This window comes from Streptomyces sp. AA4 (genome assembly GCF_000158875.1).
Taxonomy (GTDB): Bacteria; Actinomycetota; Actinomycetes; order Mycobacteriales; family Pseudonocardiaceae; genus Amycolatopsis.
Genome location: NZ_GG657746.1, coordinates 7,116,223 through 7,133,176, shown reverse-complemented (window position 1 = coordinate 7,133,176; position 16,954 = coordinate 7,116,223). Strand labels below are relative to the sequence as shown.

Below are 16,954 nucleotides of genomic sequence, written 5' to 3'. Positions count from 1 at the left end.
GCCGATGCACCTGGATCCGCGCACCGTCCATTTTGTACTCGACGATCGCGTTCCCGTGCTCGGTCACCGCCTCCTCCAGCGATTCCGCCGGGGACGCGAGCATCGGCCGCACGGGACGGCCCAGCTCCAGCCCGAACTCGGCAAGCGCCGCCGCGCCCCCGGTGAGCGCTGCCTGCCCGGTGACCGGCAACCGCCCGGACAGCATGAACGCGCGCCGTACCTGCTCGAGGCCCACCTCGGCCGCCGCCGCGACCGCGTCGACCATCACGCCTTCCAGCGCACCCTGCCGCAGCTCGCCGGTGACGAGCCGGAACACGAACTCCTGCTCGGCGCGGGTCAGCCGGGAGAACAGCGCGGTGAGCGCCACCGCCCGGCGCTTCACCGAACCCGCGCCCGCCGCGGCGGCGACCTCGGTGAGCGCGGCGTCGACCTCCGCCACGGACACGGCGGGCGCGGCCGCGGGTTCGACGGCGAGGTCGGCGAGCGTGCGCCAGCCGGCTCCGAGCCGGTCCTGCGCGGTCTGCCCGGTGAGATACGCGATCACCGCGGGCAGTTCGCCGGGTTCGGCCGCGCGCAGCACGGCGGCCAGCACGGCGATTTTCGTTTTCCGTGACCGCGTGGCCGCCAGTTCGGCGGAGGCGGTGACGAGGTCGGTGAACAACACCCGGCCATCATCGCCCCCGCCACCGACAAAAACTCGCGCCCCAGCCTCGACCGGGTGAAAAAGAGCTGCTCAGGCATCCGGACGAGTGCAGTACTGGTCCAGCAGCCCCTGTTTCGTCACACACGGCGTGTACCCTGCGTCCTGCAATTCCGCCCGGGCCGTGCTGCTGCGGAGGTAGTCGATGAACTGCTTCAGCAGCGAGTCGTTCTCCGGCACGCCCTTGGTGTAGAGGTACTCCACCGTCCAGAAGCGATAACCGGCGTCGATGCTGGTCACGTCGGGGTAGCGGTCGTCGAGCTTAGCCATGGCGACCCGCCCGCTCGCCGCGGCGATCTTGGCCGCGGGCACGTCCGCGTAGCCGATCGCCCCGGGGGTGTCGCCGACGGCCCGCAGCAGCTCGTCGGTCGTGCCGCGTTCGCAGCGCACCACCGCGGCGTGCGGGGCACGGGTCGGCGTCCGGCAGTCGTCCGACGACAATCCCGGCTCGGCCGCGCTCAGCACTTTCTCCTCGAAAGTCTTGCGCGTGCCCGATTCCTGCCCGCGTCCGACGATCCGCACCGGGATGGACGGACCCTCGCGCAGTTGCGCCCAGTCGGTGTACTTGCCGCTGAAAATGCCTCGCACCTGCTCGCTGCTCAGATGGTCGACGCCGACGGACTTGTTCACTACCAGGCTGTACACGAGCACCGCGACCGGTTGCGTGACCAGATCCGTCCCAGCGCCCGTAGCCTTGCCGTCGGACAGCACTGCCAAGCTGTCTTTTTGCTCTGCTGGCAACGGCCCCAGCTCGCGCACCGCGGACACGCTTCCGACCGCCTGCGTGGTGATTGCCGCCTCCGGACACTGCCCGTGGTACTCCGTCGCGATGCTGTTCATGATCCGGGCGAACGCGCTGGACCCGTGCACCGCAAGGTTTCCGGTGCCGCAGCCGGCCGCGGGACCGCGTGACGCGGCGACGATCAGCGTGCTCAGCAAAACGCCGGTCAGCAGCACTCCGATCGCCACGGTCACTACCGGCCACGACAGCCAGCGCTGTTTGCGCTCGTCCTTGATCCGCCCGCCGCTGAGCCGTCCGGTGACGTCCAGTTCTTTGGACAGCGGCCCGCCTTGCCAGTCGTCGGGCTCGCGCAGGACGACGACGAGTTTGAACTTTTCCCGTCGCTTCAACGAAAGCTGTTCGAGGCGGACGCCGTGCCACTGCGGCGTCTGCGGGGCTGGAGCAGGGGATTCGGGCTGTCGCAGGAACCCGGACAACCGTTGCGACAACAAGGCTCGCACGCCGGACAGTCGCGCGGTGCCGGATTCCGGCGTAGGCTGATCATGAGTGAAGAATTCAAGCCCGTTCCGCACCACTTCCCGCAGACCGTCTTTGGCGTCGGACACGCGCGCGTCCCACACCACCCTCCGGCCGAAGGTGAACTGCAGCGGGTGTTCCCAGTCGTCCGGGCCGATGTCGAAACTGCCGGTGTTGCGGATGCGGATCACGACCACGCTCAGCGGTTCCAGCAGCTGCACCGTGCGCACGAGTTCCGGATCCGCTTGCACCGCGCCGTTTTCCTGATCGCGCAGCGTCACCGGGTTGAGGCCGATCTTGGAGTTGTACAGCTCCCGGTAGATGACGCGCCTGCGGCGGATCACGTAGCGGTCGACGATCGGGGCGAGGATCGTCGCGCCCGCGACGACCGCGATCGGCACGATGCCGCGATCGGAAGTGAGCACCTCGGCGAGCGCTCGCAGGACATCTCCGAAGCTCACGCCGCCTCCCCCTAGCCGCTCCCGAGAATGTCCACAGTAAGCGCCGGCCCCGGGACCCCTCCCCGGTGCACCAGGTGTTCACCAGCGGTTCAACCGGCCGACGCGATCCGCTCGACGGCGGCGCGGAGCCGGTCCGGCGGGAGCGCGGCGTACCCGAGCACGAGACCCGGATATCCGGCCGAGCTATGGGAATAAGTCGACAAAGCCGGGGCGTGCACGCTCGCCGCGGCGAGTTTTTCCTGCAGTCGCACGTCATCGGCGCCGTCGGGGAGGCGGACGACCAGGTGCAGCCCGGCGGCGATCCCGACTGGCTGCCACTGCGGCAATCGCTGAGTTAGAGCTTCGATAAGCGTGTCCCGACGAGCGCGGTACAGCCGTCGCGTGCGCCGCAGATGCCGGTCGTATCCGCCGGTGGCGATCAGATGCGCGAGCGCGGCTTGCGGAAGCGGCGGGCAGCCGAGGTCGTGCATTTCCTTGACCCGCGCCACGGCGTCGCGCAGCCGTCGCGGCGGAATGAGCCAGCCGATCCGCAACGCTGGCGCGAGTACCTTGCTGACGCTGCCGATGTACGCGACGTGCTCCGGGGCGAGCGCACGCATCGCGCCGAGAGCCGGACGGTCGTAGCGATGCTCGGCGTCGTAGTCGTCTTCCAGGACGAGCCCGCCGGTTTCCGCTGCCCAGGAAAGCAGCCGCCGACGACGTTCCGGATGCAACGCGACGCCGAGCGGGAACTGGTGCGCGGCGGTCACCAGCACGACGGAACAGTCTGAAGTGGACAGTGCGTCGACGTTGATGCCCTTGTCGTCGACCGGGATCCCGACCGGCACCAGTCCATGGTCGCGCAGCAGGTTCGCCTGGCCGTGGTGGCTCGGATCCTCGACGGCGATGCGCTGGTCCGGCAAGGCGTCGGCCAGCAACGACAACGCTTCCGCCGCGCCGCTGGTGATCACGATGTCGTCCGGGTTCGTCGGCAACGCCCGGACGCGCCCGAGGTAGGCGGCCAGTTCCGCGCGCAACGCCGGATGGCCGGTCGGATCGGGGTAGCCGAGGCCGAGATCGGGCGTCGCGTTCAGGGCTTCTCGTTCGGCGGCAAGCCATTCGGCGCGCGGAAACGCGGACAACGCCGGCAGTCCGGGGCGCAGGTCGAACTCCCAGGCCGGCGTCTTCGCCGCGCTGACCTGGGTTTTCGGTGCGGTACCGTCGATCGGCGCGACGCGCGTGCCCGACCCGTGCTTGCTCAGCAGATAACCCTCGGCGGTGAGCTGCTCGTACAACGCGGTCACCGTGCCGCGCGCGACCCCGAGCTGGCGCGCGAGGTCGCGGCTCGACGGCAGCCGGGTGCCGACCGCCAGCCGCCCGGTGCGGATCGCGTCGCGCAACGCGGCCTCGACCGCGCGCCCCCGGCGTCCTCCGGTGGCGGCGGGCAGCAGCAGTTCGCGGATGGTTTCCACGGACCCGACAGTACGGCGAAGTGGTCCAGTTAGGCCAGGTTTGAGTGGTCCTTCTGAATAGACCACTGACCGCAGAAGACTGAGCGGCGTGAAACGGTCGATGGTGCTTTCAGGGGTGGCCGGCGCGGTGCTGGTCGGCGGATCGGTGCCGGTCACCGGCATGCTGGACGGATATCCGGTGATCACCGGGCAGGCGTTGCGGTACGCGCTGGGCGGCCTTCTGCTGCTGGGCTGGGCGAAGGTCACGCGCAGCCCGCTGCCACGGCCGAAACTGGGCGATCTGCCGACCCTGCTCGGGCTCGCCGCCACCGGGATGATCGGGTTCCAGGCCTGTCTGCTGCTGGCGCAACGCTACGCGGAACCCAGTGCGGTAGCGGCGTTTCTCGGGGCCAGCCCGCTCGTGTTGGCGCTGCTCGCACCGATGCTCGACGGTCGCCGTCCGTCCGCCGCTCCGGTCGTCGGAGCCGTACTGGCTGGACTCGGCATCGTGGTGCTGTCCGGCGGCGGTTCCGCTTCGGCGCCAGGGCTGTTGCTCGCTGCGCTGGCGATGTTGTGCGAGGCGTCGTTCACGCTGCTCGCAGTGGGATTGCTGCGCCGGCTCGGCCCGTTGGCGACCTCGACGTGGAGTTGTTTCACCGCTGCCGCAAGCGGTTCCGTGGTCGGGACGGTGGTCGATCCGGCCGGAGCGTGGCGGTGGCCGAACGCGCGCGAACTCGTCGCGTTGCTGTTGCTGGCCGTCTTGGTGACCGCGGTGGCTTTCGTGCTCTGGTACAGCTGCGTCGTCGGGTTGGGCGCGGACCGGGCGGGCGTGCTGATCGGGCTGATGCCGGTAGCCGGACTGGCGGTGGCGGTGCTGATCGGCGCACAACGGTTCGAGCTGAAGGACTTGGCTGGCGTCGCCCTGGTCGCTGCGGGAGTCGCATGTGGACTGTGGAAACGCGAAGCGGCCCGCCCGGAATTGTCCGAACGAGCCGCTACGATCGGCTGAGAGCTACTTCCCGCCGCGCGCCATCCGCAGCACGTCGAGCGCCTCGTCCAGCTGCGCTTCGGTGAGCTTGCCGTCGCGGACGTGCCCGCGCTCCAGCACGACCTCGCGGATCGTCTTGAGTTCCTTGAGCGCCTGCTTCGCCACCGCGGCCGCTTCCTCGTAACCGATGTACTTGTTGAGCGGCGTGACGATCGACGGCGACCCCTCGGCGTACTGCTGCGCGCGCTCGACGTTCGCGGTGACCCCGGCGAACACCTTGTCCGCCAGCAACCGCGAGACGGCCGCCAGCAGCCGCGCCGATTCGAGCACGTTGCGTGCGATGACCGGCAGGTTCACGTTGAGCTGGAAGTTGCCCGCCGCACCGGCGAACGCGACCGCCGCGTCGTTGCCGACGACCTGCGCGACGACCTGCAGCGTCGCCTCCGGGATGACCGGGTTGACCTTCCCCGGCATGATCGACGAACCCGGCTGCAGGTCCGGCAGCGCCAGCTCGGCCAGGCCGGTGCGCGGGCCGGAGCCCAGCCAGCGCAGGTCGTTCGCGATCTTGTTCAGCGACACCGCGACCGTGCGCAGGTGCCCGGAGGTCTCGACCACGCTGTCCTGCGTCGCCTGCGCCTCGAAGTGGTTGCGGGCTTCGGTGAGCGGCAACCCGGTGATCTGCGCCAATTCGGCCGACACCGCCGCGCCGAAACCGTCGGGCGCATTCAGGCCGGAGCCGACCGCGGTGCCACCGATCGGCAGTTCGCCCAGCCGCGGCAGGCCCGACTGCAGCCGCTCGATGCCGAACCGGATCTGCGCGGCCCACGCGCCCGCCTCCTGGCCGAGCGTGATCGGCACGGCGTCCATCAGGTGCGTGCGGCCGGACTTGACGACGTCCTGCCACTCCTCGGCGCGCGCCTCGATCGCGCTGGCGAGGTGCTCCAGCGCCGGGATGACGTCGGTGAGGACGGCCTCGGTGGCGGCGACGTGGATCGTCGTCGGGAAGGTGTCGTTGGACGACTGCGACGCGTTGACGTGGTCGTTCGGGTGCACGTCGCGGCCGAGGGCGCGAGCGGCCAGCGTCGCGATGACCTCGTTCGCGTTCATGTTGGACGAGGTGCCCGAGCCGGTCTGGAAGACGTCGATCGGGAAGTGCTCGTCGTGCTTGCCCTCGGCGACCTCGTCGGCGGCCTTCGCGATCGCGTCGGCGACGTCGGCGTCCAGGACGCCGAGCCGCGCGTTCACGCGGGCGGCGGCGGCCTTCAACAGGCCCAGCGCGCGGATCTGGGCGCGCTCGAGACCGCGGCCGGAGATGGGGAAGTTCTCGACGGCACGCTGCGTCTGCGCGCGGTAGAGCGCGTCGACCGGGACGCGGACCTCACCCATCGTGTCGTGTTCGATCCGGTATTCCTGTTCAGCCATACCCCCGATTCTGGCCCCGATTCCGCTTTCCGGCCGGGTGTTGTCGCCCACCCCGGTAAGCTCGATGTGTTCTCGATCACCGCCGCCCACCACTGGCATGGAGCGAGCCTCATGGATTACGACCTCGTCGTCATCGGAGCCGGTCCCACCGGCCTCTTCGCCGCCTATTACGCGGGATTCCGCGGCCTGTCGATGGCCGTCGTCGATTCGCTGCCCGAGCCGGGCGGCCAGGTCACCGCGATGTATCCGGAGAAGATGATCTACGACGTCGGCGGGTTCCCCGCGGTCCGCGGCCGGGATCTGGTGCAGGGACTGGTGGACCAGGCCGCGCCGTGGAAACCGAACTACCTGCTCGGCCGCAAAGCGGAAAAGCTGGAGAGCGTCGACGGCGGTCTCGAACTGACCCTCGACGGCGGTGACGTGCTGCGCGCGGGCGCGGTCCTGATCACCGCGGGCATCGGCGAGTTCACGCCCCGCCCGCTGCCCGCCGGAGACGGCTGGCTCGGCCGCGGGATGGTCCATTTCGTCCCGTCGCTCGCGGCCCACGCGGGCCAGCACGTGGTCGTGGTCGGCGGCGGGGATTCGGCGTTCGACTGGTGCCTGGCGCTGCATCCGGTCGCGGCGAGCGTGACGCTCGTGCACCGCCGCGCGAAGTTCCGGGCCGCGGAGTCGATCGTGCGCCAAGTGCGGGAACTGGGCGTGCGGCTGGTCACGGACGCCGAGGTGGCCCGGTTCGTCGAAGCCCCGGACGGTTCGCTGACGGCGGTCGAGGTGACGGTGAAGGGCGGCGCGGACGAACAGCTGCGCGCGGACGCGGTGGTCGCGGCTTTGGGCTTCACCGCGGATTTGGGGCCGATCGAAAGCTGGGGACTGGAAATCGATCACCGGGCGATTTCGGTGGATTCGACGATGGCGACTGCTCGGCCGCGCGTTTACGCGGCGGGAGATGTGGCGGCGTATCCGGGGAAGGTGAAGCTGATCGCGACTGGATTCGGCGAGGCGGCTACGGCGGTGAACAACATCGCGGTGGCGTTGAATCCGGAGGCGCATTTGTTCCCCGGGCATTCGAGCAACGTCGAGTGAATCAGCCGGTTTTCTCCGCCAGCCAAGGCTGATACGCGATCGCCGAGGTGGCGATCGACGGAGCCGATCCGCACGTCGACGAGCGGTTGCCGGGGCGGCTGACCATCCCGGCCAGCACCCACCGGTCGCCGTCGCGGATCAGTTCCGGGCCGCCGGAATCGCCGTAGCACGAACCGGATCCGCCAGGGCTGTCCGTGCACAGTTCGGAGGTTCCGTCGAACGCCGCCGTGCATTTCGCGCCCGGCACCAGTTGCGTGTCGAGCTGGCGCAACGTCTTCGACACCGGGCCGCAATTCGGTGTCGCGCACGTCTGGCCCCAGCCAATTATCCGGACCGCCGTGCCCGGAGACGCCGCACTGCCGATGGCGATCGGCGCGGCTTTCACCGGCGCGGTCAGGCGGATCAAGCCGACGTCGCCCGTTTGCGTTTCGGCGTTGAAATGCGGATGCAGCACGAATTCCGCCGCTTTCGGAGTTTCCCCGCCCTCGTCCGCGTCGTTGCTGCCGACCCGCAACCCGATCGTCGCCGGATCCTTCGCGGACAGGCAATGCGCCGCGGTGACCACCCAGGTCGGCGTGATCAGCGAACCGCCGCAGAACAGCGCGCCGCCCGAGGTGTGCAGGGACACCGCGAACGGATACGGCTGGTCCGCGTCGGTCCCGCCGACGATGGCAGGCCCGGCGAACGCGCTGCCCGCGCTGAGCACGATTCCGGTGAGGACAGTCAGCACCAGCGCGAACAGCCGTTTCGACACCGGGAAACTCCTTGGCGGATCAGGGAAGCGGAGGCACCACGTGCTCGTCCTCGTCGAGGTCGAGGTTGCCGTCGAAGTTGACGGACGAGTACGCCCGCAGCTTCTCGAGCCGGTGGTAGCCGTCGATCATTCTGACCGTCCCGGACTTGGACCGCATGACGATCGACTGCGTCGTCGCGCCGCCCGCCCGGTAGTGGACGCCGCGCAGCAGGTCGCCGTCGGTGACGCCGGTCGCGCAGAAGAACACGTTGTCGCCGGTGACCAGGTCGTCGTTGAGCAGGATCCGGTCCAGGTCGTGGCCCGCGGCGAGCGCCTTCTCGCGCTCCGCGTCGTCCTTCGGCCACAGCCGGCCCTGCAGTTCGCCGCCGAGGCACTTCATCGCGCACGCGGCGATGATGCCCTCGGGCGTGCCGCCGATGCCGAGCAGCATGTCGACGCCGGTGGTCGGCCGGGCCGCGGCGATCGCGCCGGCGACGTCGCCGTCCGAGATGAACCGGATCCGGGCTCCCGCCTCGCGGACCTCCTTGACCAGCTGCTCGTGCCGCGGCCGGTCGAGGATGCAGACCGTCACGTCGCTGACGCTGGAGTTCTTCGCCTTCGCCACGCGCCGGATGTTCTCCGCGACCGGGGCGGAGATGTCCACCTTGCCCGCCGCGTCCGGGCCGACGGCCAGTTTCTCCATGTAGAACACCGCGGACGGGTCGAACATCGCCCCGCGTTCGGCGACGGCGAGCACGGCCAGCGCGTTCGGCATGCCCTTCGCCATGAGCGTGGTGCCGTCGACCGGGTCGACCGCGACGTCGCAGTCCGGGCCGTCGCCGTTGCCGACCTCTTCGCCGTTGAACAGCATTGGCGCTTCGTCCTTCTCGCCCTCGCCGATGACGACGACGCCGCGCATCGAGACGGTGGAGACGAGCTGGCGCATCGCGTCGACGGCAGCCCCGTCGCCGCCGATCTTGTCGCCTCGGCCGACCCAGCGGCCGGCCGCCATCGCGGCTGCCTCGGTCACCCGCACCAGTTCCATGGCGAGGTTGCGATCAGGCGCTTCGCGTCGGCTGCGGTCACTGGCGGTGGTCATGGTGGCCTCCCGGAACACGGTTCGTCAGCGGGTGCCCAGTCTGTCAGATCCCTGGACCACCTGACCGATTCAGCCACGCATGGTGCACGTCACTCTGTGTCGTCGTCGGTCTCGACGGAGGCCAGCGCGGCCTCGATCCGCTCGCGCGCGCCTTCCAGATGCCGCTCGCACACCTTGGCGAGCCGCTCGCCCTTCTCCCAGAGCTCCAGCGACTGCTCCAGGGAAAGCCCGCCGGCTTCCAGCTCCTTCACGACGTCGACGAGCTGATCGCGGGCCTGCTCGTAACCGAGTCCGGCGGTGTCTGCTTCGCTCACGTTCTCCGACCTTGTGGTGCCTGGGGCTGTCGGCGCAGAGTACCGCGTCCGTCGCCGGTTCCGGGGAGGCCGGAGCGGCCCCGCCGCGGGCACGCGACCACCGCGCTGGCCATCGCGTGGTCGTATCCGACGAACGCCAGCGCGAACTCCTGCCCGTCACCGTCCGCGATGGCGTCTTCGAGGTTCTCCTGCGCGCTCGCGACCCGTCGTCGGTGGCCGGTCCCTTCGGCGAACCACCAGCGGACGCCGACGTGCTCCGACGTCGCCTCGGACAGCCGCCTGAGCTGCGGAGCCAGCCCGCGCCGGGCCGCGGTGCCGCAGCCGGCGAGCAGGGCCGTCCAGCATTCGTCGGCCGCGCGGTCGGTGACCAGGGCCTGCCGCAGCAGGAGACCGGCGTCGAGCCGGGCGGCGGCGTCCACCGTGAGCGGGAGGAACGCCGGGGCCCGGTGCATCACGGCCGGTCTCCTTCGGGTACGGGGGTCGTCGGCTCGACGGATTCGGCCACCGCGTGGACCGCCCCGTCGGCGACCCGTACGCGCAGCTGCGCACCGTCCTCGATCTGGGAGACGGAGCGGAGCACGTGGAGGTTGCCTGCGGAATCGGTGAACTGGACGACGGCGTAGCCGCGCTCCATCGTGGCCGCCGGGCCGAGCGCGGCCAGCCTGCCTCGCGCGTTCGCGACTTCTGCCTGGTCCTTGGCGAGCAGGCTGAGCATCGCGCGCCGGCCGCGTTCGCGGTGCCTCTCGACGTCGCTGAGCCTGCGCTCGATCGGACCCAGCGGATCGGCCAGCGACGGACGGCTCCGCAACTGGGTCAGCAGCCGCGTTTCGCGATCGACCCAGCCGTGCAGCGCGCGCCGGCCGCGGTCGCGCATCTGCCGCACGCGCGCGGTTTCCTCGCGGACGTCCGGCACGATGCGCTTGCTCGCGTCTGTCGGCGTGGAACAGCGCAGGTCGGCGACGTGGTCGAGCAGGGGCGTGTCCGGCTCGTGGCCGATGGCGCTGACGATCGGCGTGCCCGCGGCCGCGACCGCCCGGCACAACGCTTCGTCGGAGAACGGCAGCAAATCCTCGACACTGCCGCCGCCGCGGGCGATGACGATCACGTCGACGTCCGGATCTTTGTCCAATATGGACAGTGCGCGGAGGATCTGCGGCACGGCCTGCGAACCCTGCACGGCGGTGTTCAGCACCTTGAACAACACGTGCGGCCAGCGCGCTTGCGCGTTCGCCAGCACGTCCCGCTCGGCCGCCGACGCGCGTCCGGTGATCAGCCCGATTCCCTTGGGCAGAAAGGGAATCGGCCGCTTCCGCTCGCGCGCGAACATGCCCTCGGCGGCCAGCAGCTTGCGCAGCCGTTCGATCCGCGCGAGCAGTTCGCCGATGCCGACCGCGCGGATCTGGTCCGCGCGAAGACTGAGAGTGCCGCGGCCGAAGAAGAACGACGGCTTGGCGTGGATGACGACCCGGTCGCCTTCGCGCAGCGGTGTCGGCAGTTCGCGCACCAGCCACATCGGACATGTCACGGACATCGAGACGTCCGCCGACGGGTCGCGCAGGGTCAGGAACGCGGTCTGCGTGCCGGGCCGCGCGTTCATCTGCGTGACCTGGCCTTCGACCCAGACGTCGCCGAGCCGGTGGATCCAGTCGCCGATTTTGCGCGCGACGGTGCGGACCGGCCACGGATTCTCCGCGCTGGTGGCGGGGTCGTTGCTCACTGGCCTTCCGCGGGGTTGCCCGGCTGTTCCTCGGCCTTGCGCGCATTGCCGATCCGCCGCGCGAGCATGCCGACGAACGACGCGCGGTCGGCGTTGGCCTTCTCGTACTCCAGCAGTTCTTCCAGTTGCGGCACGGTCAGCCGGCGCAGCCGGGCGCGCAACTGCGGCAGCGTCAGCTCGTCGTAATTGCCCAGGCCAGCCGGGCCGGAGCTGTCGTTCTCGCCGTCCGGGTGCTCCTCGCCGAGCGCGCGGGTCTCCTCGACCCACGGATCGTCGATGGTCTCCGGCGGCTCCACGCGGTGCCCGTTGGTGCGCGGCTCGGGCAGGTCGTCGACCGGCACGAGCGTGGGCCGGGACGGGGTGAATTCGGGCTCGGCGTCCTCGTCGAATGTGGCCCAGCTGGGCGTGTCCTCGACGGGTCGCAGCATCGACAGCGCGTCGTCGCCCTTGATGGCCAGCTCGGTGACCTGCTGCTGAACGCGCATGGACAGCTGCAGCACCTGGCTCACGACGGTGACCGGCAGGCCGGTGAGCTGCTTCGGGAGCTCACGAACCCGCTCGGCGGTGGTGACGGCGAGGCCCGCGGCGACCCGGAGGGGGAGCGGGAGTGGCTTCATGGGTCCAGCGTGCCGTATCAGGGCTGTTCTGCCCAACCGAACGGGTGGCCAGGGGCGCCGGACGTGACGCCCGGCACAGCCTGAATGGCCGCCGCCATCATCCGAACGAGGACTTCAACCCCGGATCCGCGCTGCCCGTACCCTGGAGGCATGACTTCTGCGAGTCCCGGAACCGAACCCGCCGGTACCCCGACGATCTCCCGGTCCGGCGCCGCCAAACGCGTGCTGCTCGCGAAGCCGCGCGGGTACTGCGCCGGCGTTGACCGCGCGGTCGTCGCCGTCGAGAAGGCGCTCGAGCTGTACGGGCCGCCGGTGTACGTGCGCAAGGAAATCGTGCACAACCGGCACGTCGTCGACACCCTGCGCGAACGCGGCGTGATTTTCGTCGACGAGACCTCCGAGGTGCCCGAGGGCGCGCTCGTGGTGTTCTCGGCGCACGGCGTCTCGCCCGCGGTGCACGCCGAGGCCGCGGAGCGGAACCTGCGCACCATCGACGCGACCTGCCCGCTGGTCACCAAGGTGCACAAAGAGGTCAACCGCTTCGCCAAGGACGATTACGACATCCTCCTCATCGGTCACGAGGGCCACGAGGAGGTCGAGGGCACGGCCGGCGAGGCTCCGGACAAGGTGCAGCTGGTCGACAAGCCCGAGGACGTGGACAAGGTCGACGTGCGCGATCCGTCGAAGGTGATCTGGCTGTCGCAGACCACCCTGTCGGTGGACGAGACGATGGAACGCGTCGACCAGCTGCGCGACCGCTTCCCGACCTTGTCCGACCCGCCCAGCGACGACATCTGTTACGCCACCACCAACCGCCAGGTCGCGGTCAAGGCGATGGCCCCGGAGTGCGACCTGGTGCTGGTCGTGGGCTCGAAGAACTCGTCCAACTCGAAGCGGCTGGTGGAGGTCGCGCTGAAGGCCGGAGCGTCGGCTTCGCACCTGATCGACTTCGCGTCGGAGGTCGACGAGGCGTGGCTGGAAGGCGTCTCGACCGTCGGCGTGACGTCCGGGGCCTCTGTGCCCGACGTGCTGGTGATGGACCTGCTGAAGTGGCTCGCCGAGCGCGGGTACGGACAGGTGGACGAGGTGACGACGGCGAACGAGAAGATCGCGTTCGCGTTGCCTAAGGAGCTTCGGAAGGCTGTTAAGTCGGAGTCGTGAGGCGGCCTGTTGCCGCTTGGTTGGTTGCGGTCGGGGTCGGGGAAGTGGGCATGCGAAGTCGTGAGAGCTGGGCCGCGTTCCGACGGGAGAACTCCCGCGATGCTTGGCGGCGGCGTGAATGTTTGCCGCAGGGCGGCGCGCTCGTTCGTGCTGAGTCACGGATCGGGGAGGGAATCCCTTTAGCTGCAACGAAAAGGCCGCCGATCCCGGCGAGGGGATTGGCGGCCTTTGTCGTTTGCTTTGTGCTGGCCGATTCCTGGGTGCCTTGCGCGGCGGGTCGGCCTGCGTCGCGTAGCCGATACCTGCGCGCCTTGCGTGGTCGGGCAGTCCGTGTCGCGTTGGCGGAGTCCTGCATGCCTTGCTTGGTCGGTCAGGCCCTGCCGTGTCGTCCAGCTCCGGCGTACCTTGCGTGGTCGGTCGTCCGGCTCCTGCGTACCGTGCGTGCTACCGGCAGCCCGCGTCGTGTGGTCCAGTTCTGGTGCGCCTTGCTGGCTCGGTCAACCCGCGTCGCGTCGGCCAGTCCCGGCCTGCGCCCGCGGTCAGCCCTCGTCTTCCCAAGGACGCTGGCGGCGCGGCGGTTCCCGTCGAGGCGGACGCGGACGCCCGGGCGGCGGCTCGTCCCCGCGCGGCCGACGACGCGGCGGCGGTGCATCACCCCGCGGGTCACGACGGCGCGGATCGCCCTCCGGCGGCCGGGGGCGACGACCTTCCGGCGGCGGCTTGCGGCCGCCGCGCGGTGCGTTCGGATCCATCGGCTCGCGCCGAGGACGGGCACCTGGGTCGGCAGGCGGCCGCGGACGACGCGGCGGCGGAGCGTCGAGATCCCGATCCCGCGGCGGGCGGCGACGGTTGCCCGGAGGCGGCGTCTGTCCGGATTGCCTGGCGCGATCGGCAGGCGGCCGCGAGCGCGGACGGCTGGCGGATTTGTCGTCGTCCTCGTCCCGAACGCGCGGAGCCTTGCCGTCCTTGATCTTGACCGGTGCGTCCGGGTCGCGTTCGCGGTAGATCCGGAAGAAGCCGAACAGCAGCGTGACGCCGGTGGTGACCGCCATCGTCGGGAAGCCCTTGATCAGCGGCGTCCCGATGTTGAGCAGCTTCGACAGAGTGTCGCTGGCCTCCGGACCCCCGCCGGTCAGCAGCACCACGCCCGGCACGGTGACGGCGAGCACGAGCGGCGGCTGCACCATCGGACCGAACAGTCCGCGTCTTTGCACCGCGCCGACCGCGATCACGGCCCCGAGGAAGTAGCCCGCTTTGAAAACAAACCCGAGGCTGCCGGAGGACTTCTCGTCGATGATGGCGCCGAGCACTGCCAAGCCGAAGCCCACGAGCACGGCCGCCCACCAGGGCAGGCCGCGCCTCGTGCCGACGACGAGACGCTCGTCCCACGGCACGGGGGCGTCATCGGCATCAGGATCGCTCTGGCGATCGCGTATCGCGGTCACGAGGCACACCGTAGCCCGTACTTGTCACGATCTTGTTGGCACTGCCGAGGACAGCATGAAGCAGCCACTCGACCGCATGACATTTCTTTCGGTCGAGCGGTACCCGCGATACGGCCTGTCCGTACCGCTCCGTCAGGCGGGGAACCAGTGGGCCAGACCTCTGACCAGCGGTGATACCGACGGTATGGTCTGACCGCCCGTTTCCCGGCCCCGCGCTGACCCCAGGCTATGCCACCGGCCGGCAACCGCAACGGCGGCGCCGCCGGTCCCGTTCCGGAACATTCGCCGTTCTGGAACTTGACCAGGAATTGACGTTCCCGTGAGCCGCCTGAGCGCCCGGATCCTGCCCGCGCGACGTCGCAACCCTGCCCTTTCGCCCGCCGCGGCGCAGTGTCCAACCTGGACTTGCCCGTTCGTTCCGGGCAATCCGGACTCCGGTCACGCCCGGCCGATCCGCATCGCAGGACCAGCCGTGAGCCGCCTTCGACCCGTCGGCATGGGCGGGCCTCTCTCACGCGGAACGTGCATAGGCACGCGGACCCAGCCGACCGTCCTCGACCGCGTCCGACGCGTGATCGCGGATTGCCGCTCGCCGGGACGGCGTTCAGCCGACCGCCGGGGCGCGTCACCGCGAGGCACTGCCGCTCACGGCAGCGTCCGAGCGACACCGTGCGCTCCCTGCGCGAGACACAGCACCCGAGCCAGATTCGCGCCAGGACGCCCAGCCGATCGCGCCGACGGGCTCGCTCCTGCCTGAACACGCCGAACCCGATCGCGCCGCCGAACCTCGCCTCACCGGCTCGCGCCGCCCAGAGCTTCAACGCCGCCTGGCCGCACTGCCGTAGCTTGCTCCGCCCGGCCGCGCTGCAAGGCTGGGTCCGCCCGACCATGCAGCCGAGACTCATTCCGTCGAGGCTCACTCCGCCAGGCGTCGCTACCGGACTCGCTTGGCCCGACCGCGTCGCACGGCTCGTTCCGCCACGCCTCGCCGCCGGACCTCACGCCGCCGAGCTCCCGTTGCCGAGGCTCACTCCACCAGGCTGCGCCGACGTGGCGTCCTCGGCCGGGCTGAGGCTCGCTCCTCCGGATCGCACCCCGGGCCTCGCTCCGCCAAATCGGTGCTGCAGGGCACCTTCCGCCGAAGCGTGTCCGCCTAGGACCGCACCGACAAACCCGTGCGCCCGTCGCCGCCAAACCGCGACACCACGCTCGCGCCCGCCAACCGCGTGGACCGAACCTCTAGGCCGGGAAACGTCGCTCTGCCCAACACCACCGCCAGGCTTCAAGCATCGGCTCGCATCCCGCTATCCGGAGGCAGCTGTCCTAACGTCAGCAACTGCGCCGCCGGAGCCGTCCCGCAACGGCACACCGTCGATCGTCCGATCGCGACCGTCGAGCGCTCGGCCATCACGCCGCGACCTCAACCAGCTGTCACCTCGTCTCCCTTCCGTAGCTGTGGCACCGGTGCCGGACTGCCCGACGCGTCGGTGAGCGGCGCGACCGTCGCGCGGAACGACTCCAGTGCCTCGAGTTCCCGGCGGCGGGCCGAGACGAAGCGCTGCAGATGCGTGGTGGACAGGTTCAGCGCTTCGACCGCATTGCCCGCGGCCCGGTGCGCGGCGGCGGCGCCCGCGCGCACCTGTTCGACGTCCTCGACGAGCGCCCGGTCGCTGGCGGCGAACAGCGCCGCCGACGCGAGCACCCCGAATCCCGTGGGGCCGCACAGGAACACGCGGCGGTCGATCAGCCAGCGCAGCAGTTCGGGATCGGTGTCGAGAGCGGCGACCACGGCCGCGTCGGACGGGACGAACATGATGGTGCCGTAAATCGCGTCCGCCCAGCGCTGGTAGCCCTTGCCCGCCAGCTCCGCCGCGCGGGAGCGCAGCTGCCGGACGTGGACGCGCAGCGCGTCGAGCCGTTCTTCCGGGTCGTCGGTCTCGACCGCCTCCGCCCAGATGGCCATGCTCGCCTTCGCGTCGACCGGTACCGCTCGGCCGCCGCCGACATTCAGCACCAGGTCGGGTTTCGCGCTTCCGCCGCCGCCCAGATCGGTCTGCAGGGTGAAGTGCAGTCCCTCCCGCAGTCCGAGTGCGCGCGCGGTCTCCACGAGCACCTGTTCGCCGAGTTCGCCGCGCCCGTGGATCGACGCGAACGCCACCTCATACCGCCGCAGCGCGAGTTGCTGCTGGTCGCCTTTCGCGCGCTCCGCCGCCACGAGTCGCGCGGCCGCGTCGGCGCGGCGCATCCCGTCGTTGTACAGCCGCCACAGCGCGACTACCGCGACGCACAGGAGCAGCGCGAGCACGACGGCCGCGGTGGTGATCACCGTCTCCACCCGGTCCTCCTCTCCGTCGGGTCCGGCGGGTGTCCGGACGCGAGACATCATGGCGGACGGCACCGACAAAAACCGGCACCCGCGGTCGCGCTGCGTAGCTGACCTGCGACTTTCCAGATCCGGGGCTGGGCGTGTCCGCGGCGGACCTGATCGGCTTCGTACACACGTTCGAGTGGGGTACCGGCGTGCCT

The 16,954-nt window shown here is 70.3% G+C and carries 14 protein-coding genes and 1 pseudogene; 3 read left to right on the top strand and 12 right to left on the bottom strand.

Annotated elements, in window-relative coordinates:
* From SSMG_RS32430 to SSMG_RS32420, 3 genes and pseudogenes are all read right to left on the bottom strand, one after another.
* Positions 1-664, bottom strand: a pseudogene (locus tag SSMG_RS32430) (ATP-dependent DNA ligase); the annotation flags it as partial.
* Between the two features lie 69 nt (positions 665-733).
* Positions 734-2,419 carry a PstS family phosphate ABC transporter substrate-binding protein gene (locus tag SSMG_RS32425; protein WP_009083125.1) on the bottom strand — a complete coding sequence of 562 codons (1,686 nt, stop codon included), beginning with the start codon at positions 2,417-2,419 and terminating at the stop codon, positions 734-736.
* A gap of 89 nt (positions 2,420-2,508) precedes the next feature.
* Complete coding sequence (locus tag SSMG_RS32420) at positions 2,509-3,870, bottom strand: PLP-dependent aminotransferase family protein (RefSeq protein WP_037715584.1); 1,362 nt, start codon at positions 3,868-3,870, stop codon at positions 2,509-2,511.
* Between the two features lie 88 nt (positions 3,871-3,958).
* Between SSMG_RS32420 and SSMG_RS32415 the strand changes: the two genes are divergently transcribed.
* Positions 3,959-4,858, top strand: a complete 900-nt coding sequence (locus SSMG_RS32415; RefSeq protein ID WP_009083124.1) for a DMT family transporter — start codon at positions 3,959-3,961, stop codon at positions 4,856-4,858.
* A gap of 3 nt (positions 4,859-4,861) precedes the next feature.
* On the opposite strand, the gene SSMG_RS32410 is transcribed toward SSMG_RS32415, so the two are convergent.
* Positions 4,862-6,259, bottom strand: coding sequence for a class II fumarate hydratase (locus SSMG_RS32410; protein WP_009083120.1), 1,398 nt, complete (start codon positions 6,257-6,259; stop codon positions 4,862-4,864).
* 111 nt (positions 6,260-6,370) lie between these two features.
* Here SSMG_RS32410 and SSMG_RS32405 point away from each other — a divergent pair, with 111 nt between their 5' ends.
* Positions 6,371-7,342: an NAD(P)/FAD-dependent oxidoreductase gene (locus tag SSMG_RS32405; protein ID WP_037715582.1), complete on the top strand. Its 972-nt coding sequence runs from the start codon at positions 6,371-6,373 to the stop codon at positions 7,340-7,342.
* Between the two features lies 1 nt (position 7,343).
* Here SSMG_RS32405 and SSMG_RS32400 read toward each other — a convergent pair whose 3' ends face one another.
* The 6 genes from SSMG_RS32400 to SSMG_RS32375 all read right to left on the bottom strand — a co-directional run bounded on the left by SSMG_RS32400 (position 7,344) and on the right by SSMG_RS32375 (position 11,822).
* Positions 7,344-8,096 (bottom strand): trypsin-like serine protease, encoded by a 753-nt coding sequence (locus tag SSMG_RS32400; protein WP_009083117.1) that lies wholly within the window; start codon positions 8,094-8,096, stop codon positions 7,344-7,346.
* A 19-nt stretch (positions 8,097-8,115) separates the two neighbouring features.
* The gene (gene glpX, locus SSMG_RS32395) at positions 8,116-9,174 is read right to left on the bottom strand and encodes a class II fructose-bisphosphatase (protein ID WP_009083115.1); all 1,059 of its coding nucleotides are present in this window, start codon (positions 9,172-9,174) and stop codon (positions 8,116-8,118) included.
* An 89-nt stretch (positions 9,175-9,263) separates the two neighbouring features.
* Entirely contained in the window at positions 9,264-9,488 is a 225-nt protein-coding gene (locus SSMG_RS32390) for an exodeoxyribonuclease VII small subunit (RefSeq protein WP_009083113.1), read from the bottom strand.
* On the bottom strand, positions 9,485-9,943 hold the full coding sequence (locus tag SSMG_RS32385) for a hypothetical protein (RefSeq protein WP_199786042.1): 459 nt from the start codon (positions 9,941-9,943) through the stop codon (positions 9,485-9,487). Before SSMG_RS32385 ends, SSMG_RS32390 begins: the two co-directional genes overlap by 4 nt.
* A complete protein-coding gene (gene xseA / locus SSMG_RS32380) occupies positions 9,940-11,205 on the bottom strand; it encodes an exodeoxyribonuclease VII large subunit (RefSeq protein WP_009083110.1) in 1,266 nt (421 codons plus the stop codon). Before xseA ends, SSMG_RS32385 begins: the two co-directional genes overlap by 4 nt.
* Positions 11,202-11,822 carry a lipid droplet-associated protein gene (locus SSMG_RS32375; RefSeq protein ID WP_009083109.1) on the bottom strand — a complete coding sequence of 207 codons (621 nt, stop codon included), beginning with the start codon at positions 11,820-11,822 and terminating at the stop codon, positions 11,202-11,204. The genes xseA and SSMG_RS32375 overlap by 4 nt, the downstream gene beginning before the upstream one ends.
* Positions 11,823-11,972: 150 nt before the next feature.
* Between SSMG_RS32375 and SSMG_RS32370 the strand changes: the two genes are divergently transcribed.
* On the top strand, positions 11,973-12,983 hold the full coding sequence (locus SSMG_RS32370) for a 4-hydroxy-3-methylbut-2-enyl diphosphate reductase (RefSeq protein ID WP_009083108.1): 1,011 nt from the start codon (positions 11,973-11,975) through the stop codon (positions 12,981-12,983).
* A gap of 539 nt (positions 12,984-13,522) precedes the next feature.
* Here the strand turns inward: SSMG_RS32370 and SSMG_RS32365 are convergent.
* Together SSMG_RS32365 and rmuC are read right to left on the bottom strand one after the other, a co-directional pair.
* Positions 13,523-14,428, bottom strand: a complete 906-nt coding sequence (locus SSMG_RS32365; RefSeq protein WP_037715578.1) for a DUF6542 domain-containing protein — start codon at positions 14,426-14,428, stop codon at positions 13,523-13,525.
* 1,420 nt (positions 14,429-15,848) lie between these two features.
* Positions 15,849-16,763, bottom strand: a complete 915-nt coding sequence (gene rmuC, locus SSMG_RS32360) for a DNA recombination protein RmuC (RefSeq protein WP_037715575.1) — start codon at positions 16,761-16,763, stop codon at positions 15,849-15,851.
* Positions 16,764-16,954: the final 191 nt, after the last annotated feature.

What these genes read in the sequence shown, in the direction of transcription:
- SSMG_RS32375 (WP_009083109.1), bottom strand. Translation starts at nt 11,822, where the DNA reads ATGAAGCCACTCCCGCTCCCCCTCCGGGTCGCCGCGGGCCTCGCCGTC.
- glpX (WP_009083115.1), bottom strand. Translation starts at nt 9,174, where the DNA reads ATGACCACCGCCAGTGACCGCAGCCGACGCGAAGCGCCTGATCGCAAC.
- SSMG_RS32405 (WP_037715582.1), top strand. Translation starts at nt 6,371, where the DNA reads ATGGATTACGACCTCGTCGTCATCGGAGCCGGTCCCACCGGCCTCTTC.
- SSMG_RS32370 (WP_009083108.1), top strand. Translation starts at nt 11,973, where the DNA reads ATGACTTCTGCGAGTCCCGGAACCGAACCCGCCGGTACCCCGACGATC.
- SSMG_RS32410 (WP_009083120.1), bottom strand. Translation starts at nt 6,259, where the DNA reads ATGGCTGAACAGGAATACCGGATCGAACACGACACGATGGGTGAGGTC.